At 53.1% G+C, this 20,404-nt stretch carries 13 protein-coding genes and 1 pseudogene; 10 read left to right on the top strand and 4 right to left on the bottom strand.

The features are described from left to right. The first annotated feature begins 21 nt into the window (after nt 1–21). Nucleotides 22–1,020, top strand: coding sequence for an RNA polymerase sigma factor RpoS (gene rpoS / locus ACX9GT_RS20810; protein ID WP_473188513.1), 999 nt, complete (start codon nt 22–24; stop codon nt 1,018–1,020). A gap of 77 nt (nt 1,021–1,097) precedes the next feature. On the opposite strand, the gene mutS is transcribed toward rpoS, so the two are convergent. Next, nucleotides 1,098–3,653 carry a DNA mismatch repair protein MutS gene (gene mutS / locus ACX9GT_RS20805; protein ID WP_473188512.1) on the bottom strand — a complete coding sequence of 852 codons (2,556 nt, stop codon included), beginning with the start codon at nt 3,651–3,653 and terminating at the stop codon, nt 1,098–1,100. Nucleotides 3,654–4,193: 540 nt separating this feature from the next. On the opposite strand from mutS, the gene ACX9GT_RS20800 reads away from it, so the two are divergent. The 7 genes and pseudogenes from ACX9GT_RS20800 (at nt 4,194) to ACX9GT_RS20770 (ending at nt 14,294) form a co-directional block, all read left to right on the top strand. Next, complete coding sequence (locus ACX9GT_RS20800) at nt 4,194–5,690, top strand: DUF3375 domain-containing protein (protein ID WP_473188511.1); 1,497 nt, start codon at nt 4,194–4,196, stop codon at nt 5,688–5,690. Nucleotides 5,691–5,694: 4 nt separating this feature from the next. Further along, nucleotides 5,695–6,432 (top strand): DUF4194 domain-containing protein, encoded by a 738-nt coding sequence (locus tag ACX9GT_RS20795; RefSeq protein ID WP_473188510.1) that lies wholly within the window; start codon nt 5,695–5,697, stop codon nt 6,430–6,432. Next, a pseudogene (locus tag ACX9GT_RS20790) lies at nt 6,429–6,584 on the top strand (ATP-binding protein); the annotation flags it as partial. The gene ACX9GT_RS20795 and the pseudogene ACX9GT_RS20790, both read left to right, overlap by 4 nt. Before the next feature lie 1,791 nt (nt 6,585–8,375). Continuing rightward, nucleotides 8,376–9,734, top strand: a complete 1,359-nt coding sequence (locus tag ACX9GT_RS20785; protein ID WP_473191655.1) for an SbcC/MukB-like Walker B domain-containing protein — start codon at nt 8,376–8,378, stop codon at nt 9,732–9,734. Then, nucleotides 9,718–10,893: a DUF3322 domain-containing protein gene (locus ACX9GT_RS20780; RefSeq protein WP_473188509.1), complete on the top strand. Its 1,176-nt coding sequence runs from the start codon at nt 9,718–9,720 to the stop codon at nt 10,891–10,893. The genes ACX9GT_RS20785 and ACX9GT_RS20780 overlap by 17 nt, the downstream gene beginning before the upstream one ends. A gap of 15 nt (nt 10,894–10,908) precedes the next feature. Next, complete coding sequence (locus tag ACX9GT_RS20775) at nt 10,909–13,008, top strand: RecQ family ATP-dependent DNA helicase (protein ID WP_473188508.1); 2,100 nt, start codon at nt 10,909–10,911, stop codon at nt 13,006–13,008. Beyond that, entirely contained in the window at nt 13,005–14,294 is a 1,290-nt protein-coding gene (locus tag ACX9GT_RS20770) for a DNA-processing protein DprA (RefSeq protein ID WP_473188507.1), read from the top strand. Before ACX9GT_RS20775 ends, ACX9GT_RS20770 begins: the two co-directional genes overlap by 4 nt. A 53-nt stretch (nt 14,295–14,347) precedes the next feature. Here ACX9GT_RS20770 and ACX9GT_RS20765 read toward each other — a convergent pair whose 3' ends face one another. The 3 genes from ACX9GT_RS20765 to ACX9GT_RS20755 all read right to left on the bottom strand — a co-directional run bounded on the left by ACX9GT_RS20765 (nt 14,348) and on the right by ACX9GT_RS20755 (nt 17,244). Then, entirely contained in the window at nt 14,348–15,799 is a 1,452-nt protein-coding gene (locus ACX9GT_RS20765; protein ID WP_473188506.1) for an alpha/beta hydrolase, read from the bottom strand. Between the two features lie 151 nt (nt 15,800–15,950). Further along, nucleotides 15,951–16,418, bottom strand: a complete 468-nt coding sequence (locus tag ACX9GT_RS20760; RefSeq protein WP_473188505.1) for an outer membrane lipoprotein — start codon at nt 16,416–16,418, stop codon at nt 15,951–15,953. 382 nt (nt 16,419–16,800) lie between these two features. Then, nucleotides 16,801–17,244 carry a periplasmic heavy metal sensor gene (locus tag ACX9GT_RS20755; RefSeq protein ID WP_473188504.1) on the bottom strand — a complete coding sequence of 148 codons (444 nt, stop codon included), beginning with the start codon at nt 17,242–17,244 and terminating at the stop codon, nt 16,801–16,803. Nucleotides 17,245–17,559: 315 nt separating this feature from the next. On the opposite strand from ACX9GT_RS20755, the gene zraS reads away from it, so the two are divergent. After that, nucleotides 17,560–18,999 (top strand): two-component system sensor histidine kinase ZraS, encoded by a 1,440-nt coding sequence (zraS, locus tag ACX9GT_RS20750; protein WP_473188503.1) that lies wholly within the window; start codon nt 17,560–17,562, stop codon nt 18,997–18,999. Next, the gene (locus ACX9GT_RS20745) at nt 18,986–20,329 is read left to right on the top strand and encodes a sigma 54-interacting transcriptional regulator (protein ID WP_473188502.1); all 1,344 of its coding nucleotides are present in this window, start codon (nt 18,986–18,988) and stop codon (nt 20,327–20,329) included. Before zraS ends, ACX9GT_RS20745 begins: the two co-directional genes overlap by 14 nt. The last annotated feature ends 75 nt before the right edge of the window (nt 20,330–20,404 follow it).

Below are 20,404 nucleotides of genomic sequence, written 5' to 3'. Positions count from 1 at the left end.
TATCACGGGTAGGAGCCGCTTATGAGCCAAAATACGCTGAAAGTTAACGAGTTACATGATGATGCAGATTTCGATGAGAATGCCACGGAGGTTGAATCATTCGACGAAAAAACGCTGGTAGAGGAAGAATCCAGTGAGAATGATTTAGCAGAAGACGAGCTCTTGTCTCAAGGTGTTACCCAACGCGTATTGGATGCAACGCAGCTCTATCTGGGCGAAATCGGTTATTCACCTTTGCTGACCGCAGAGGAAGAAGTTTATTTTGCGCGGCGTGCATTGCGCGGAGACGTGCCGTCTCGCCGCCGCATGATAGAGAGCAACCTACGGCTGGTGGTGAAAATTGCCCGCCGTTACAGTAATCGCGGCCTGGCGCTGCTGGATCTGATTGAAGAGGGTAACCTTGGTCTGATCCGTGCGGTTGAAAAGTTTGACCCAGAACGCGGTTTCCGTTTCTCTACCTATGCAACTTGGTGGATCCGTCAGACGATCGAACGGGCGATTATGAATCAAACCCGTACTATCCGTTTGCCGATCCATATCGTTAAAGAACTGAATGTTTATTTGCGTACCGCGCGTGAGCTTTCTCACAAACTGGATCACGAACCAAGCGCTGAAGAGATTGCGGAGCAACTCGACAAGCCGGTTGATGACGTCAGCCGGATGCTGCGCCTGAACGAACGTATCACTTCTGTTGATACGCCGTTGGGTGGTGATTCCGAGAAAGCGCTGATGGATATTCTGGCTGATGAGAAAGACAACGGGCCGGAAGACACCACGCAAGACGATGACATGAAACAAAGCATCGTTAAATGGCTGTTCGAATTGAACGCCAAACAGCGTGAAGTGTTGGCTCGTCGTTTCGGTCTGCTGGGCTATGAAGCGGCAACGCTGGAAGACGTGGGCCGCGAGATTGGCCTGACACGTGAACGTGTTCGTCAGATTCAGGTTGAAGGCTTACGCCGTCTGCGTGAAATTCTGCAAATGCAAGGTCTGAGCATCGAAGCACTGTTCCGCGAATAAACGTGTTTGACTTCATTAACAACAAAAACGGTGAGCATGATGCTCACCGTTTTTTTATGCCCATAATTTCAAACTATTCAAACCAGGCTTTTCAGTCGGTAGATCCATTCCAGCGCCTGACGTGGTGATAGAGTGTCTGGATCCAGCGCCTCTAAGGCTTCTACGGCCGGTGAAACTTCCTCATTCAGCAGCGTCATCTGGGTTGCATCTACCGTGCCAGCGGCGGTTTGGCTGGAGAGGCTTTCCAACTCACGCAACTTCTGGCGAGCACGTTTGATCACATCACGCGGCACCCCGGCCAGTGCGGCTACCGCCAGCCCGTAGCTCTTGCTAGCTGCGCCGTCTTGCACGCTGTGCATAAAGGCGATGGTATCACCATGCTCTAATGCATCCAGATGCACGTTGACCACCCCTTCCATTTTTTCTGGCAAGGTGGTGAGTTCGAAATAATGCGTGGCGAACAAAGTCATGGCTTTGATGCGGTTCGCCAGGTTTTCGGCACAGGCCCAGGCCAGAGACAGCCCATCGTAAGTTGAAGTGCCACGGCCAATCTCATCCATCAGCACCAGGCTGTTTTCTGTGGCGTTATGCAGGATATTGGCGGTTTCGGTCATTTCCACCATAAAAGTCGAGCGGCCGGAGGCCAGATCGTCTGCCGCACCAACGCGGGTAAAGATACGATCGACCGGGCCGATGGTGGCTTTGGCTGCGGGCACGAAACTGCCGATATGCGCCATCAGTACAATCAGCGCCGTTTGGCGCATATAGGTACTTTTACCACCCATGTTCGGGCCGGTAATAATCAGCATGCGCCGCTGTGGCGACAGGGAAACCGGGTTAGCGATAAAGGGTTCACTCAGCACCTGTTCGACTACCGGGTGACGGCCCTCAGCGATGCGGATACCCGGCTGTTCAGTCATGGTTGGGCAGGCATAGTTCAGCGTTTCGGCACGCTCCGCCAGGTTGGCTAATACATCCAGCTCCGCCAAGGCTCCAGCACTTTGTTGCAGTTCTTCAAGGTGGGGCAGCAGCAGATCGAACAATTCGTCATACAGCCCTTTTTCAATCGCCAGTGCTTTTCCTTTCGAGGTCAGCACTTTATCTTCGTATTCTTTCAGCTCTGGAATGATATAGCGTTCGGCATTTTTCAGCGTCTGACGGCGTACATAGTGGATCGGCACCAAGTGGCTTTGCCCACGGCTGACCTGAATGTAGTAACCATGCACACCGTTGAAACCCACTTTCAGCGTATCAAGACCGAGCTTTTCACGTTCGCGGATCTCAAGGCGATCCAGATAGTCGCTAGCCCCGTCTGCCAGTGCCCGCCACTCATCCAGCTCTTCGTTATAACCAGGTGCAATCACGCCACCATCTCGCACCAGCACCGGTGGTGCTTCTACAATGGCACGTTCCAGCAGCGCTTGCAGTTCGTCAAATTGGCCGACCTGTGACAGCAGTTTCTGTACGTGTGATGTTGCGGTATTTTCCAGCACCTCACGGATATCCGGCAGTTGCTGGAAAGCGTGGCGCATACGCGCCAGATCGCGTGGACGAGCGGTGCGCAGCGCTAAGCGTGCCAGAATACGTTCCAGATCGCCCACCTGGCGCAGCGGTTGCTGTAGATCGTTACTCAGTTCTTGCAATGCAGCGATAGCTTGCTGTCGGTTGTTCAGCACGTTGACGTCGCGGGTAGGCATATGTAACCAGCGTTTCAGCATACGGCTACCCATTGGCGTGACGGTGCGATCAAGGATCGCCGCCAGAGTGTTCTCGTTGCCACCTGAAAGGTTTTGCGTGATTTCCAGATTGCGGCGGGTGGCGGCATCCATGATGATGCCGTCCTGCTGGCGCTCCATGGTGATCCCACGGATATGCGGCAGCGAGGTACGCTGGGTATCTTTAACATATTGCAGCAGGCAACCCGCAGCACGCAGCGCCTGATGTGCCTGTTCCACGCCAAAACCGGTGAGATCGCGGGTACCGAATTGCAGGTTCAACTGCTGACGGGCGGTTTCCAGTTCAAATTCCCACAGCGGGCGGCGGCGTAGGCCGTTACGTTGTTCAATCAGCGCCATCTGCTCGAAACTTTCCGGATACAAAAGCTCCGCTGGGTTGGTGCGCTGTAATTCGGCCGCCATGGTTTCGAGATCTTCCGGCTCGGCAACCCGGAAACGGCCAGAGCTGATGTCCAGCGTAGCGTAGCCAAAACCGCGGGCATCTTGCCAGATAGCGGCCAGCAAGTTGTCCTGCCGCTCCTGTAGCAAGGCTTCATCGGTGATGGTGCCTGGGGTAACAATACGGACAACTTTACGTTCGACCGGGCCTTTACTGGTGGCCGGATCGCCAATCTGTTCACAAATCGCTGCTGATTCACCCAGTTGTATCAGCTTGGCGAGATAGTTTTCCACCGCATGATGAGGAACGCCTGCCATCGGGATCGGCTCACCGGCAGATGCGCCGCGTTTGGTCAGCGAGATATCCAGCAACTGCGATGCGCGTTTGGCATCGTCATAAAACAGCTCATAGAAATCACCCATCCGGTAGAACAGCAGGATCTCTGGATGCTGTGCTTTCAGGCGAAGATACTGCTGCATCATTGGCGTATGCGAATCGAGTTTTTCGGTACTTGTCATAACGTTATCGCTTCCAATCCATTGAATTTAAAATTGATTGTGATCTTCGTTTTCATCATTAGTTATCGCGCTGTCTCATGAAAAATCACTAAATCTCACTTGTTGAGCTGAAAATGGGTGTCAGCATAATTAAATCAATCAGTTGGTCATAAAGCGGAGCATATATGACGGGCAAACAGGCTGGCAAACCTTTGTGATCCAAGGGCATCAAAATGACGACGCCAGCGGACAGCATTCGGTAATAACCAGAGCCTGCACATGACTTGTGGTGTTACGGGTATCGCTATACTAGCCCAGCGATCAATCAGCTGTCACAGGTAAAAATTGGAAACGTCTCGCAAACTGCGCTTGTAATGGCTTGAGTGAGGTTGCAAGGATTGAAAAGAGAGAAAAAACTAATGAGAATGGAGCAATAAACCGCAAATGTCGGTATTGATGCGATCTAGCGAGCTTTGTGGTGCTGTTTGTTGCTTTACACAATAATTGTTCATCAGTTTAATCCAGGATGTTACCTTCGGTTGATTAAAGGCCCCGGCAGACATGGAAGAAAATACGCAGCAACGGACGGAAAAATACATTTCAGCCAGAGGCCAGCATCCTGCCTGGGTGTTACTGGCTTCCCGCCGCGCCCCGTTGGTTCTAAGCTGCCTGCAATCCCTTTTTGAAAAATCAACAGATGGCATTCCCATGGAAGAGGCGCTACAGGTATTGGGCAACCTGCTCGCCAGCCATGCCAATCAGGAGCAATACCAGATTGAGCCGGAAAACACGTTTCTTCAGGCCGGGCGTGAACTACGGGAATGGATCAAGCGCCGGCTGATCGTTGAACGGGAGGGAAGGATTTTCGCCACGGATGCTCTGGAAGTGGCCATTGGCTTTGTTGATACGTTGGATAACCGCATCATGACGTCCACCGCCTCCCGCCTGTCGATAGTACAGCGCGAAATCGAAAATCTGGAAACCAGCCTTAACCCCAACCCGGCTAGCCGCATCGCCACGCTCCGCCGCCGAATGGCCGATCTCGAGCGTGAGCTCGCAGAGGCCGAAAGCGGGCATATCACCGTGCTGGGAGAGTATCAGGCGGTTGAAGGGATCCGTGAGGTCTATAACTTGGCTACCGGGCTGCGCACTGATTTTCGCCGCGTTGAAGACTCCTGGCGTGAAGCCGATCGCGCGCTCAGGCAGTCAATCATTGGCGAGCAGTATCATCGGGGAGAAATTGTCGAACGCCTGCTTAACGATCAGGATGCGCTACTCAATACGCCAGAAGGCCGCGTATTCGACAGTTTTCAATTGCAACTCCGGCAGTCCAGTGAGTTGACAGCGATGAGTGAACGATTACGCGTGATCCTCATTCACCCGGCTGCCGCCGATGCGCTAACACGCCAACAGCACCAGGAGCTGCGTTGGCTAGTTAAGCGCCTTGTGGACGAATCTCAAACCGTACTTCAGGCCCGTTCTCGCAGTGAGCGTGATGTTCGCGGTTTTCTGAAGACCGGCCTTGCCGCTGAACATCATCGCGTCGGGCACCTGCTGAACGAAATTCTCAGCCTTACGCTCAAGCTCGACTGGCAGCGGCAAGCGGTACGCAAACAGGAAGTGCCATTGCCCGCCATTGGCGTAGCGGTTACAGGGGTCTCGGCGGTTGAGCGCCTGCGCTTCAAAGAGATGGATGAGGCCGCAGAACAGGTTCTGGATCTCAGCAACAATGCCGCCGATCTGGAACAAGTCGGCAATGATTTCTGGGATGCATTTAATGGCCTGGATCGGGAAGCGTTGATTCTGCGCACCTTACAGATCCTGGCACAAGAAAACCGGTCGGTCAGCCTTGGTGAACTGGCTACCCTCCTGCCCCCTGAACACGATCTGGAAACCTTCGCGATCTGGCTGGGAATGGCCCGTGAGGCAGGGATCGAGGTTCTGGATGAGCAGCGGGAAAGTGTTGAGCTCGTAGATGATGAGCAACGCCGTTGGCGCTTTAACCTGCCTTACACCGGGCTAGAGAATCAGGCCCTCAGGGATATTGATTGGGAGTAATAACATGGCTGGCTTTTTTGACAAAGTAGCAGGCTCTGGTGCCACAGAAGACGTTGACACGACGTCAGGATCGGAAATCGAGGAGGTACAAAACCCCGCGAGCCTGGAAAGCGAGGCTCGAACCTTGAAGCCGGTGCGTGAAGCCGTGCAGGAACTGCTCAAATATGGCCTGCTTGAGGAGAACCAGAAGCCCAACCTTTATCGAACCGCTCTAACAAATACGGAAGAGATATCACACATTCTGCAACCCCTGGATCTTGAAATGGGGATAGATGAAATCCGGGGCCTGCTGTATGTCGCGGTACGCCAGGATGACTTACAGGAGCAGGATGAGTGGGCACATCCGCTGGTGCGTCGACAACGCCTGAATCTGGAGCAATCGTTGCTGGTAGCGATGCTGCGCAAATATTTTATCGCTTATGAGCAGGAAAGCGGAACCGGGGCTGGTCAGGCAACGATCGCTGTCGACGAATTAATCCCACAATTACAGGTCTACCTGGGCGATCCGGGCAGCGAGTCTAAAGAACGAACCCGGGTTATTAACCTGTTAGATCAGCTGAAAGGCCATGGGTTGGTTTCCGCACTGGATGCGCAAGAACGTGTCACCATCCGTCCTATCATCGCCCATCTGGCCAACCCCGAAAACTTGCAGGCGTTACTGGTTTGGCTGCAAGAGCAGGTGGAAAACAAATTTCCTGCGGATGATGACAGGCCCCGGGCAGACCTGGAGGAGATGGCATGACGCGAACCGCGCTTTGGGCTGAAAATGAAACCTTTATTTTGACCCATATTGAATTATTCAACTGGGGCGGCTTCCAGGGGTTGCACCAGGCAACGATAGATCCCGCAGGAACCGCGGTCATTGGCCCGACAGGCAGTGGCAAAACAACGTTAGTGGATGCGCTTATGACGCTTCTGTGTGCGAACCCCCGCTACAACTTGGCTTCTACGGGGGGGCATGAAAGCGATCGCGATCTGGTTTCTTATGTACGCGGTGTTTCCGGGCCTGGGGATGGCGGCCCTGGGCAATCTCATATTGCGCGGCTAGGTAAAACCATCACCGGGATCACGGCAACGCTGGAGCGCAATGGGCAACTCGTCCGTCTGGGGGCATTACTGTGGTTTGAAGGCACCAGTTCAACCGCCACCGATCTGAAAAAACTTTGGTTATTCAGTGACAATCCTGAACACACGCTGGAACACTGGCTCAATGTGCACCATGGCGGTGGCATGCGAGCCCTGCGGCAAATGGAGAAAGACGGCACCGGGATTTGGGCCTGGACGAACAAAAAATCCTACCTGGCGCGGCTACGTGACTACTTTGAGGTGGGCGAAAACGCGTTCACGCTACTGAACCGGGCCGCAGGATTAAAACAGCTCAACAGCATTGATGAAATTTTCCGCGAGCTGGTACTTGACGATCACTCTGCCTTTGACCGCGCAGCGGAGGTTGCCAGCAGCTTTGATGACCTGACGGATATCCACCAGGAGCTGGAAACCGCGCGCCGGCAGCAACGCTCGCTACAACCTATCGCTGATGGCTGGGTTAAGTATCAAGCACACCAGGGGCAACTGGACGATAAACTCGCACTTGAAACCCTTTTGCCGGTCTGGTTCGCCGAACAGGCTTTCCGGCTGTGGCAAGCCCAAGTCACCGATCTGCAAACCAAGATCCTGGCGGCGGAAACCATCAGGGCTGGCCTGCAAGCACAGGTTGAGGCACAGAAAAAACAGGTGACGGAGTGTTTGCAGCGTTACATGCAGGTGGGCGGTGCCAATATCGATGACTTAAATGAACGCATTAACGAATGGAAAAGCATCTGTAGCCGGCGAGAAGTTCAAGCGACGCAATATCAACAGTTGGCCCGTAATCTTGAACTGTCGCCAGAACTGAGTCAGGTAGCGTTACAGGCTAACCAGCAGGAGAGCGAAGCGCGGCTGGAGCAAATCAACGGCGAGATAACAATAAAAGAAAATGAGGCCTATCAGAAAGGGGCGGTAGAACTCGGGTTAACACAGCAAATCCAGCAATTACAACAGGAAAAGGCTGAAGTTGAACGCCGCCCCGGTTCTAACCTTCCCGCGCCCTACCAGACATTTCGTGGCGAACTGGCTACCGCGTTGGGCCTTGATGAGTCCGCGTTGCCTTTCGTTGCCGAGTTGGTGCAAATCAAGCAAGAAGAGCAGGCTTGGCGGGGGGCGATTGAACGCGCCATCGGTAGCCACCGTTTGCGCATCCTGGTACCACCTGAAGCGGCAGAACATGCCCTGCGCTGGATTAACCAGCGGCATAATCGCCTGCATGTCCGTTTGCTTGAAGTCAAGATGCCACAATCGCGCCCCACGTTCTTCGACGACGGTTTTACGCATAAACTGCTCTGGAAGGATCACCCCTGGAAAGCTGTCGTTCAAACACTGCTGGCCGGTATCGATCGGCACTGCGTCGATAATCCCGAGCGGTTGCGTGATACTCAACACGCCATGACCGCGCAGGGGCTGATGTCAGGTAAGGCACGCTTCTATGATAAGCAGGACCAAAAGCGCTTGGAAGATGACTGGCTGACGGGGTTCGATAACCAGGATCGCTTGACCTTTCTCACCCGAGAGATCGCGCAGATCGAAGAACAGTTAAATGTGGCTAGGCGGGCGCTGGGTGAAGCTAAAGGGGTCGTTAGCAAACTTCAGATGCAAACCCGTATCTTCGAGCACCTTCGCCATCTTGAGTTCACCGATATTGATCTTCCCGGTGCCCAGCGCCAGGTGGCAGAATTGGTTGCTCGTCTGGAGAACCTGATGCGCCCAGAGTCGGACGCTATGGCCGCCAAGCAGGAACTTGATGATGCGCAGGAACGGCAGAATCAGCTGGAACTGCAATTTCAGCGGGAAATCAAGCGCTATGGCGGGTTGGAAAGGAGCCTCGAAGAGGCGGCTTCATCGGCTCAAAAATGCCAGCAAGTGGCTGGCATAGGCATGACCGAGGCGCAGCGGGAGCAGGGTGCCAAATATTTACCCGTAGTGGACGCCGAACAACGGGGCGATATTCAGTCTCTGGAGCGTGATCACGCGCGGGAGTTGCAAAAGCAGATTGATGAGATCAGGGACGAGCTGCAAAAGATCGGCAGAGAGTTGACTAAGCGGATGTCCGATGCCCAGAAGATCGATACTGGCGCACTTTCTGAAGTGGGCCGGGAACTGGAAGACGTCCCGATGTACCTGCAACGTTTACAGGAACTGACCGAGGAGGCGTTACCAGAAAAACTTAATCGTTTTATTGAGTACCTGAATCGTTCTTCTGATGAGGGCGTCACCCAGTTGCTCAGCCATATAGAACATGAAGTATTGATGATTGAAGATCGCCTGAACGATCTCAATAACACGATGGTCCGGGTTGATTTCCAACCGGAGCGCTACCTGCGCCTAGTGGCAAAAAAGGTCATACACACCAGCTTGCATAACTTGCAGACGGCCCAGCGCCAGCTGAATGCGGCGCGCTTCGCCGATGATAACGGCGAAAGCCAGTATAAAGCGCTGCGTGAACTGGTGAGCCAACTCAAAGATGCCTGCGAACGGCACCGTACTTTAGGTGCCAGAGCCTTGTTGGACCCACGATTCCGCCTTGAATTTGCCGTCTCGGTTATCGATCGCCATACCGGAGAGGTGATTGAAACCCGCACTGGCTCACAGGGCGGCAGCGGCGGGGAGAAAGAGATCATCGCTTCTTACGTGTTAACCGCCTCGTTGAGCTATGCATTGTGCCCAGGCGGCAGTAACCGCCCCCTGTTTGGCACCATTGTATTAGATGAAGCCTTTTCCCGCAGCTCACATGCGGTAGCTGGGCGGATTATTGCCGCACTCAGAGAGTTTGGCTTACATGCGGTCTTTATCACGCCAAACAAAGAGATGCGACTGCTGCGCCATCATACCCGCTCAGCCATTGTGGTTCATCGGCGCGGCCAGAGCTCCAATATGGCGTCACTGAGTTGGGAAGAGCTTGAGCAGCACTATCAGCGGAGAAATCAGGACGCACATGAATTCACCCAGTGATATCAGCCGGAAACTGGCCAGGCAGTGGCATAAAACCAGCATTCGAAGTGAACGCTTGCTCAAGCCGGGCTGTTGGCCACTGCATGTGCCGATCGGCAAGCCTTCAGCAAAGGCGTTTGCTGAAAGCGCGCAATGTGTGCAACGCCATGTTCAGGCCTGGCGACAGGTAAGTATTGGCAATGTGGAATGGGAACCTGTGAGTTACCGCGCCAGCCTCACCCCGGTTTCAATCCCCGTTCGCTGGGTGTTGTATCAGCCTTCAGACTGGATCAAAGCGGCATCAGATCCGCAGGTTAGCCAGGAATTTAAGCAGCTTGAACACATCGTAGAACGTGTCGACGCGTTTTTTCACCCATTGTTGATTAACCAACGCTCACTCTGGCAACAAAAATCGCTGGCGGAAGTGATCGCTGCCGTTGAACTTGCCACTCGTTTGACACCGGGTTGCGCCAAGGGGCGTCCGTTAAGATTGCTGGCCGATCAAGGGGTAGACACCAAGTTTTTCGAAAGAAATGCTCCCCTGCTGACCAAACTGCTGGATGAACGTTTCGCAGGTGAGGCCAGCGAGCAAGGGTTGACGGCTTTTCTGGACGCGCTGGATGAAAATAACCATTGGGTGCTGGTCACACCGCTGGCTCCCGGGCTACTCCCGTTTAAAAAAATCAAAATCACCACGGCAGAACTGGCTGAGGCAGCGCTCCCTGCCGCGCGGATACTGGTGGTCGAAAATGAACACTGTATTCATCAACTCCCGGTATTACCTGACACCATTGCGATCCTTGGGGCTGGCCTGGATTTGCAGTGGCTTGCCTCCCCCTGGCTTGCCGAAAAATCAGTGGGTTATTGGGGAGATATGGATACTTGGGGTTTGCTGATGTTGGCAAGGGTGAGAGGTTATTATCCGGCTATTCATGTTCTGTTAATGAACCGCATGCTGTTTGATCGCTATTCCTCCAGTAGCGCCGTGGTGGAACCTGTAACGGCGCAGGATACGGCTCCCGAAGGTTTGCTGCGCGACGAGGGAGAATTTTACCGCTATTTACTGATGCAAAAGCGCGGCCGCCTCGAACAAGAGTTTTTGCCCGCAGAGGTGGTGATCGCCACGCTCAATGAGTGGGGAAAGGTTGGAACTGCCGATATCCAAACAGAAACTGTGTAAATCAAGGAGGGTGAGATGAACCGAGAACAAGCCCAACAGCTGTTACAAACTGCACTGGCCGATCCCGCAGCTCAGTTTCGCGATGGCCAATGGGAGGCGATTGATGCCCTGGTTAACCAACGGCAGAAACTGTTGGTCGTACAGCGAACCGGCTGGGGGAAAAGCTCGGTTTATTTTATCAGTACCCGGGTTTTCCGCGATCGCGGTATGGGGCCAACCATTATCGTTTCCCCTCTGCTGGCCCTGATGCGTAACCAGATTGAGTCTGCCCAGCGTTTGGGCATCGTCGCACAGACCATGAACTCCACCAATTCGGCGGATTGGCAAGCCGTAACACGGCAGATTCTGAATAATCAGATCGATTGCCTGCTGATTTCACCCGAGCGCTTAGCTAATGACAGCTTTATTGAGACGGTATTGCAACCTATTGCCAACCACATCGCTTTGATGGTGATCGACGAAGCACACTGTATTTCCGACTGGGGCCATGATTTCCGCCCTGACTATCGGCGTATCGTGAACATTTTGCGCCAGCTGCCCGCTAATACTCCGGTGCTGGGCACAACGGCGACGGCTAATAACCGTGTTATCGCCGATATTCATGCTCAATTGGGCAATCTTCAAATCCAACGGGGCCCATTGAGCCGAGAAAGTTTGGCGTTGCAAACCCTGATGCTACCCGATCAGGCCTCCCGTTTGGCGTGGTTGGCTCAGGCGATCCCAAACTTGCCTGGCACAGGTATTGTCTACACGCTAACGGTGCGCGATGCTGAGCAGGTGGCTGAGTGGTTGAATACCAGGGATATTAATGCAAAAGCCTATCATGGCAGCGTCGAGGCCGAGGGGTTTGAAAGCAGCAATGCCTACCGTCAGCATTTGGAAACATTGCTGTTAACCAATCAGCTCAAGGTCTTGGTGGCAACGAGCGCATTGGGAATGGGCTACGATAAGCCCGATCTCAGCTTTGTGATCCACTATCAGGCACCGGGTTCGATAGTGGCTTATTACCAACAGGTGGGGCGCGCCGGGCGCGGTATTGCTCATGCAATTGGAGTGCTGATGTCTGGGGTGGAAGATCAGAATATTCACGAATTCTTTAGAGACTCGGCATTTCCTTCTGAATCACAGGTGCATGAAATTCTACAGGTATTAGCAAGCAGCGATGGCTTGTCTATGAGGGCAATTGAAGAACAAACCAACTTGCGCTACGGGCAAATCGAAAAAGTGCTGAAGCTACTGAGTGTGGAAAACCCGGCCCCCGTACTTAAAGTCGATAACCAGTGGCGCAGAACGCCAGTACATTACGCCATTGATCACGTCCGTATTGCGCATCTTACCCATCAACGCGAGCAGGAATGGGCGGAGGTAAAAAACTACCTGACGGATACAGATTGCAAAATGACTTTTTTGCGCCGCGCGTTGGATGATAACGATCCAACACCTTGCGGCAAGTGCGCCTCCTGTATTGGCCAACCGGTCGTGAACCAACGGGTCGATCCAGAACTTGCTCATCAGGCAGCGACGTTTCTCAAGCATGCAGAAATGGTCATCTTGCCGAAAGCGCAAGTGGCCGCCAATGCCTTTGTGGAGTACGGTTTTAGAGCTAACCTGCCGCAAAACCTGCGTGCCCAGCCAGGCCGGGCGCTGTCTCGCTGGGGGGATGCGGGGTGGGGGCATATCGTAGCCGATCATAAACGTGCTGGCCGTTTCGGTGATGAACTGGTCGAGGCGATGGCGGAGATGATCCAGCAACGCTGGTTACCACAACCAGCCCCTCAATGGGTTTGTTGTGTGCCCTCACGCAATCATCCTGAATTAGTGCCAGACTTTGCCCGCAGGTTAGCTGCTCGGCTAGGATTGCCTTTCATTGATGCGGTGAGCAAAGTAAAGAATAATCAGCCGCAAAAAGCCCAGCAAAACCGCTTCCATCAGTGCCGTAATCTGGATGGGGCGTTTTCTATCAACCAGCCGATACCCAATACACCTATGTTGCTCGTTGATGATATTGTAGATTCTGGATGGACGTTAACGGTTATTGCGGCACTGTTGCAACAAGCCAGTAGCTGCCTGGTCTACCCTGTTGTACTCGCATCCTCTTCGGTAAGAGACTCATGAATTTATCGCCAACCGCACAAGCCATGCTGCTGTTAACCAGCTTTTTTACTAAAGCAAACAGTGAAGATGCCAAGCCGCTAACCAATGCAGAATGGGGGCGCTTTGCTTTATGGCTGAAAGAAAAGGCCACGACGCCAGCGGATTTATTGGTCCCTGAACCACAATCTCTTTTGAGTGGCTGGCATGACCCACGTATCAGCATTGAACGTATTGTGCAGTTACTGAACCGTGGCCATAGTTTGGCGTTGGCCGTTGAAAAGTGGCAACGTGCCGGTCTTTGGGTCGTGACCCGGTCTGATTCCGAATATCCAAGAAGGCTAAAACAGCGTCTGAAAACAGATTCCCCGCCCGTCCTGTTTGGTTGTGGCAACAAAGCGTTACTGAATGCCGGGGGAATGGCCGTAGTTGGCTCACGTAACGCCAGCCTGAGTGATTTGTCTTACGCCGAACAGGTGGGAGCTAAAGCGGCATTTGAGGGCATCGCGATTGTTTCTGGTGGGGCTAGAGGTGTGGATGAAGCCGCCATGCTGGGGGCTATGCACAAGGGTGGAACAGTTGTTGGCGTTATGGCAGATAGCCTGTTGAAAGCGGCGACCAGTGCCAAATGGCGTAATGGGCTGATGGAGGGGAATGTGGTTCTGGTTTCACCTTTTTACCCGGAGGCCGGATTCAGCGCAGGTAACGCTATGGCAAGAAACAAATATATCTATTGCCTGGCCGACAGTTCTCTGGTGATCCATTCGGGGCAGAAAGGCGGCACGCTCAGCGGTGCGCAAGATAATCTCAAAAAAGGCTGGGTGCCGTTATGGGTTAAGCCTACAGAGGATGAAAACGCTGCAAACCGTGATTTGGTTGCCAGCGGTGGCCGCTGGTGTGAAGCGAACATCCAGGCTGTTAACGTCTCTGACTTGTTGCTGGCAGATAACCCTGCATCGTATCGAGAGAAAGCCGAACAGGCTGATTTGTTCTCTTTAGATACTTCATCAACCTTGTTCGATTTTGCGCTGCGGGAGCCGGAAGCGATAAAAGAATCAGGCGTATCGCAAACGGTGATGGAGAGCAAATCGGAGTGCTCTGGCATAGATGACGTGGAAGCACCTGTCGACTTCTACCAGGTATTTGTCGGCGAAGTTCGCCGATTGGCGGCAAACCCGGTCACTCTGGATGAGTTATTGGCGAGCACACTCCTTCATAAGTCTCAGCTTAGTGACTGGCTAAAGCGTGCCATTGCAGACAGCGTGGTAGAGAAATTGAATCGTCCTGTGCGGTATCAGGTAAAGCAGTAGCAACCAATAACGATGGCTGGTGTTATTTATGCACCAGCCATCAGAGGCGTTATTTATTTCGGCTGTGGCCCGATGTTGTCATCAATACGCTTGAGCATATACGGGAAGAACGGGTTTGAGGATAAACGCATCAGCGAATCCAACCCCACCACCAGCACCGCGCGCTCACCGCGTGCGGCAAAGGTTCCCAGGCTGATGCCATACTGATTACGTGGCTCAGGATAGCGCCCATACAGAGAATCATTTAACGGGAACGGCAGAGCAACGTGCGACAGTGAGAATATATCCGGCAAATAGGTGATATCCAGCATTTCGGTGGTTTCTGCTGTCTGCCCGGCAGCGGTGGTACGTGCCTCGGTATCGGTGCTTTCCGGCGTCACGTTGGTCACTATTGTTGCCTTATAGTTACGTGGCGCTGCTGGCAACAACCTGGGTAGCGCGGTATAGGACGAGGTTCTGAGCAAGGGGCCAAACGCAACCGCCTGATTTAAATCGAACAGGACCACTTCACTGCCATTGGCGGGTAGATGGTTATACAGCGCCGTAATCACCGCACGGGTACTGACCGTAGAGTCCATGACCGATTGGAAGGTCAGAATCGGTGGTAATTCCCCCATCTTGTTGTTACGCGAGTCACGGGCAATCTGCTTTTGCAACTCCTGGGTTAACTGGAAAGACTGACGCGCTGCATTCACCGGGAATGAATTGTATTTAAACGGATTGAACTCAGGCACGATGCCCAACCAAGCCGCTTTGGCAAACGCCGGGAAGATGGCTGGCCAACCGGCAACACCGGCAAAGCGGGCAAAGCTGGTCACGCCGATCATCGGTGAAATCAGCACTACACGCTGAGGTTTTGCCAAGGTGGCATCATCCAGCGCATCCAGAGTGTATTTCATCGCCAATGCGCCACCGTTGGAAAAACCAACGATGTGCAACGGTACATCATTACCTGCCAGGCTTTTGGCTTCACGCACCGCCAGGCGGGTCGCGGCTAGCCAATCCTGCCAGTCTACGCGGGTCAAAGCCCCTGGAACGGTTCCGTGCGCAGGCAAGCGAATACCAACTGCGACATAACCTTCCTGACGATAATTATCCGCAATGTGTCTCAGGCTGTAAGGGGTATCGGTCAAGCCGTGTAACAACACCACGGCACCTTTTGGCTTGCCTTCCGGCATCATCACGTATGAGCGATTCCAATCGGTGGGGAATTTTTCGGGATAGATAGGGCTTCCGGAATAATAACGGTTCAACGACGTTTGTACGCTGCTGTCCAGCTTATCGGTAACGTTCAACCGGACTTCCTTGAAAATAGCGTCTTCTGCTTTCAGATAATCAGCCCAACTGGCTTTATCGATCGCAGCGGCACGCATTTCATCTGGCACAAACGTGTGCCAAAGCTGTAGTGCCGGGCCTTGCTGAGTGTAATAAATACGCCCAATCAACGCACCGACGACTAAAAGCAACACCATCAGTACAAGACGTTTAACCCATTTGATAAGCATATATCTTAACTCCGTTTCTTATTGTAATAACCGAGCCGGAAAACTCGCTATCATCCCGAAAAGTCTATTAATTTTTTGTACATAGTCTCCCTTTTGATAAGCCATTCTGCCGTGAACGGCCTAAACAAGAGGATAACGTTTTAAACTACTCTTAGCGTGGTGACACAGTGACAGTGCTGCCGCTGGTGGCAATCGCAACCCGTTGTCCAGGATGGAACTGGCTGCTTCCCTGTGCCTGAACCACAATAATGCTTGTGCCATCGTCGCGGCGGACTTCAAGCTCTACACCGTTGCTGCGATTCATTGCACCCTGTATGTTCTGGCCTACTACCGCCCCACCAACCGCACCGGCTCCGGTTGCCAGATTCCGTCCGCGGCCGCCGCCAACGGTATTGCCCAATAAGCCGCCCACCACCGCCCCGCCAACGGCACCCGCGACATTATTACCATCGCCGCCCTGAATGGTTACCGGGCGTACTGACACCAAGGTTCCGTAGGTGACGGTCTGAACCTGTCTGGCCTGCGCGGCCGTAAAGGTATCGCCGGAAGAGGTATTATTAGCGGCACAACCACTAAGGGCTGCGACCACAACAGCAATGGCAATGATTGTTTTAGTCATATAAACCCCAAAAATGTCTAGTGAGTGTAAGAAGTGACGAAACCAGCAGTCTCGTAGTTTGAAGTATGGCAGGAACTTGATTTTATTCAGGTAGCGGTGAAAAAAATTATGGTGGAGGTTCAGGTTGGAGTATCAAAAATGCGAAGTGATTTTTTATTTTATATATAAATCAAAGAGTTGTTTTTTCTCTGCTCGGATTTTCGCCATGCTGAAGAAAATAATGTGCGTATCAAGGCCTTCAGGAGGATATCAGCACGAATGAGCAAGGAGAGAAGCCCGGAATTGTTGAGCGTTCTCTCCGTTTTGCCTTTAAAGGACGGGAAAGTGAGCCTTAGCCGTTATTTCAGCTGTTGGATCAGGCGGATAACTAGCGGGCCGAAATTTAACGGCACCCGCGGCCACCATGCATTCCTGCTCCCCCCATCCCCATACGGTGCCCCATAGCGGGAACTCCGGCTTTTGCCAATTGAGTATCCAACTCCACACGCTGTTGGTAGAGATTGTCGCGTAAGGCGGTAATTTCTTTGCTGACGGCCAGAACCTTTTGCTCATCAAGCGGCTTACTGGTTAACAGCGCCTGGTACTCATATTGCTTGGACATCATCTGTTGGCGTAAATCGGCCGTTTTAAGCTGGAATGCATCGAAAGCCTTCTGGCTCGTTGCCTGCTGCTCCGGTGTCAGGCTGGCCATATAGCCCTGGTGATAGCCCATACCCCGTTGGGAGTTCGGTCCATTCATACCATTTTGTGCCATGGCAGCATGGCTAAACCCTGTCAGCGTGGCAAGAGAGAGGATGGCGGCAAGGGTGGCTTTGTTCAGTGTCATGATTTACGTCCTTATGCTTGATATCAATAGATGAAATATCGCCAGATGTTCCACCCTGTTAGTGCAACCGGCGTGCCAGGATCGGGTTGGCATGGGAATTGTATGGATCAACGATCGTTATTGATGGGCGTAAAGCTCGCCAGACAAGGAGTCCAGGCGGTGAATACGCTTAACGTTATGGCAGGAGTAAAAAATAAGGCGGGCAGACAATGGAAATGTGCTTGCCAATACCCTGGTAAAAAGTGGGTTATTTTTACTCGCCTGGCTGATAGTGTGAGTAATAATTACCCGTAAGCCAGATTGAAGAAGGTGCTAATGGCGACGAAAATTAAAAAAAAATCAGGCATATCTTCGGTTTTACTGGCCTGGATGGTTATCTGCCCGGTGGTTGTGTTGCTCGGTATCATTATCACGCTGGCCGTTAAGGATTTGCAGAGCGGGCGAGAGATTGAGATCCAGACGCTACGTGAAAAAAGCGCGGTGCTTATCCGTGCGTTTGAATCCGGTGCCCGTACCGGCATGGGGATGCGCTGGCGTCAGGATCAGCGCCAGATCCTGCTGGAGGAGATGGCCTACCAGCCGGGGGTGCTGTATATCGCGATTACCGATCGTTCAGGCAGGATCCTGGCTCACAGCGATCCGCTGCGGGTTGGCAGTCAGTTGTATAGCCAGCAACAGATGGAGGCGTTGCAGGCCACGGGCGCAGAACAGTGGCATATGACCTCTTTTGTTGATCGGCAGCAGAACCGCCAGAATGCCTTTGAAGCTTATCGTTTCTTCAAACCATTGAAACGCGGTAACGGCCACGGTGGCCATATGATGAATATGCATCGGGCTACAGAAACCGAGGCTGCCGATAGCCAGAATGATGAGCAAACCCTCATTTTTGTCGCCTTCGATACCTTGGCGCTGGATGCTGCTCAGGCGAAAGATATCCGTAACACCTCCATCTTGCTGTTCACCCTGTTGTTGCTGGCATTGACCAGCCTGCTGGCGTTGTTCTGGGCGCGGCGCTATCAGCGTTCCAGCCGCCAACTGCAAGACGAAGTGCGCCGGAAAGAAAAACTGGCGGCCATTGGTGACTTGGCGGCGGGCTTGGCGCATGAAATCCGCAATCCGCTCTCTTCGATCAAAGGGTTTGCCAAGTATTTTGCAGACCGCTCGCCGCAAGGCAGCGAAGAGCAGGAATTGGCCAAAGTGATGACGAAAGAGGTTGATCGCCTGAATCGCGTGATTAGCGAATTGCTGGCCTTGGTGCGCCCTGTGGATTTACGCCTACAGCAGGTGGATATCAATGAGGTGATCGAGCACTCATTGCACCTGATCCGCCAGGATGCGGTGAACAAGAATATTACTATCCGCTATAGCCGCAATAATGCCTTACCGCTGGCTGAAATCGACCCCGACCGCCTCACTCAGGCGTTGCTGAATCTTTATCTGAATGCCATTCAGGCGATCGGGGCTGAGGGTTCGTTGGAAGTGGCTGTGGTGCTGGTGGGCGAGGAGGGGTTGCGCATTACCGTTACGGACTCCGGTAAAGGTATCAAGCCGGACGATTTGGCGAAAATTTTCAACCCGTATTTCACCACCAAGGCAGCGGGCACCGGCCTGGGGCTGACCATCGTGCAGAAAGTGATCGAGGAGCATCAAGGTAGTATCACTGTGACCAGTCATTCGCCATCGGGTAGCCGTTTTGCGATAACGATTCCATTGAGACATAAAAAACCGGAGGCTCCTGATCATGGCGACGCCTAACGCACATATTCTGGTGGTGGATGACGATCTGAGCCACTGCACCATCATTCAAGCCTTGATGAAAGGGTGGGGATATCGGGTCACGCTGGCGCATAACGGCCTAGAAGCCGTGGAACAGGCCAAGGGCACGCCGTTTGACCTGATTCTGAGCGATGTTCGCATGGCAGAAATGGATGGTATTGAGGCGCTTAAAGCGATCAAAGCCTACAATCCGGCGATCCCGATCCTGATTATGACCGCTTACTCTAACGTTGAATCGGCGGTTGAGGCGATAAAAGCGGGTGCCTATGATTACCTGACCAAACCGTTGGATTTCGATCTCTTGCAGCTCACCCTCGAGCGGGCACTGGAGCATACTGCCCTGAAATTCGAGAATAAAACCCTCAAACAACAGCTGATTGCCGATCGTGGCAACATGATTGGCCGCAGCGTGCCCATGCGCCGCCTGATGGAGATGATCGCCATGATCGCGCCTTCGGAAGCGACGGTGCTGATCTGCGGTGAGTCGGGCACCGGCAAAGAGCTGATCGCTCGGGCGGTACACGCCAACAGTCAGCGCAAGGATCGGCCGTTGGTGAGTATTAACTGCGCGGCGTTGAGTGAATCATTGCTGGAATCCGAACTGTTCGGCCATGAGAAAGGGGCTTTTACCGGCGCGGATAAACGCCGCGAAGGGCGTTTTATGGAGGCGAATCAAGGCACGCTGTTTCTGGATGAGATTGGCGAAGTTTCACCGTTAATGCAGGCGAAATTACTGCGGGCGATTCAGGAGCGGGAAATTCAGCGGGTTGGCAGCAACCAGACGCTGTCTGTTGATGTGCGGTTGATCGCCGCCACCAACCGCGATCTGATGGCTGATGTGGAAGCGGGCAGATTCCGTCAGGATCTCTATTATCGCTTAAACGTGGTGACGGTAGACAGCCCGCCGCTACGACAACGCCGCGAAGATATCCCGCTATTAGCAATGCATTTTCTGGCAAAGTTTGCCGAACGTAATCGTAAGCCGGTCAAAGGGTTTACCCCACAGGCTATGGATATGCTGCTGAAATACCACTGGCCGGGTAACGTGCGCGAACTGGAAAATTCCGTTGAGCGCGGTGTGATCCTGTTGACCGGTGACTTTATCAGTGAAAAGGAACTGCCATTGAGCGTGAGTTTACTTGCTGATGACGAGCAGGAAAGCGGTTTGGATCAACCGATTCAACCGCTGGAGCAGGTAGAGAAAAATGCGATCCTCGCCGCGTTGGAAAAAACCGCGGGCAACAAAACGGAAGCGGCGAAGCAGTTGGGCATTACCCGCAAGACTTTATTGACCAAGTTGCAGAAATAAAATGCGGGGGCTTTAAAGTAAAGCGCAGCGGTGTGATTAATATCAGCCGCTGCGCTTTTTATCTAAACATTATGT

This window comes from Serratia sp. YWN4, from assembly GCF_055790845.1.
Note: the sequence above shows the minus strand (reverse complement) of the source record. Positions and strands in the feature narration are given on the sequence as shown.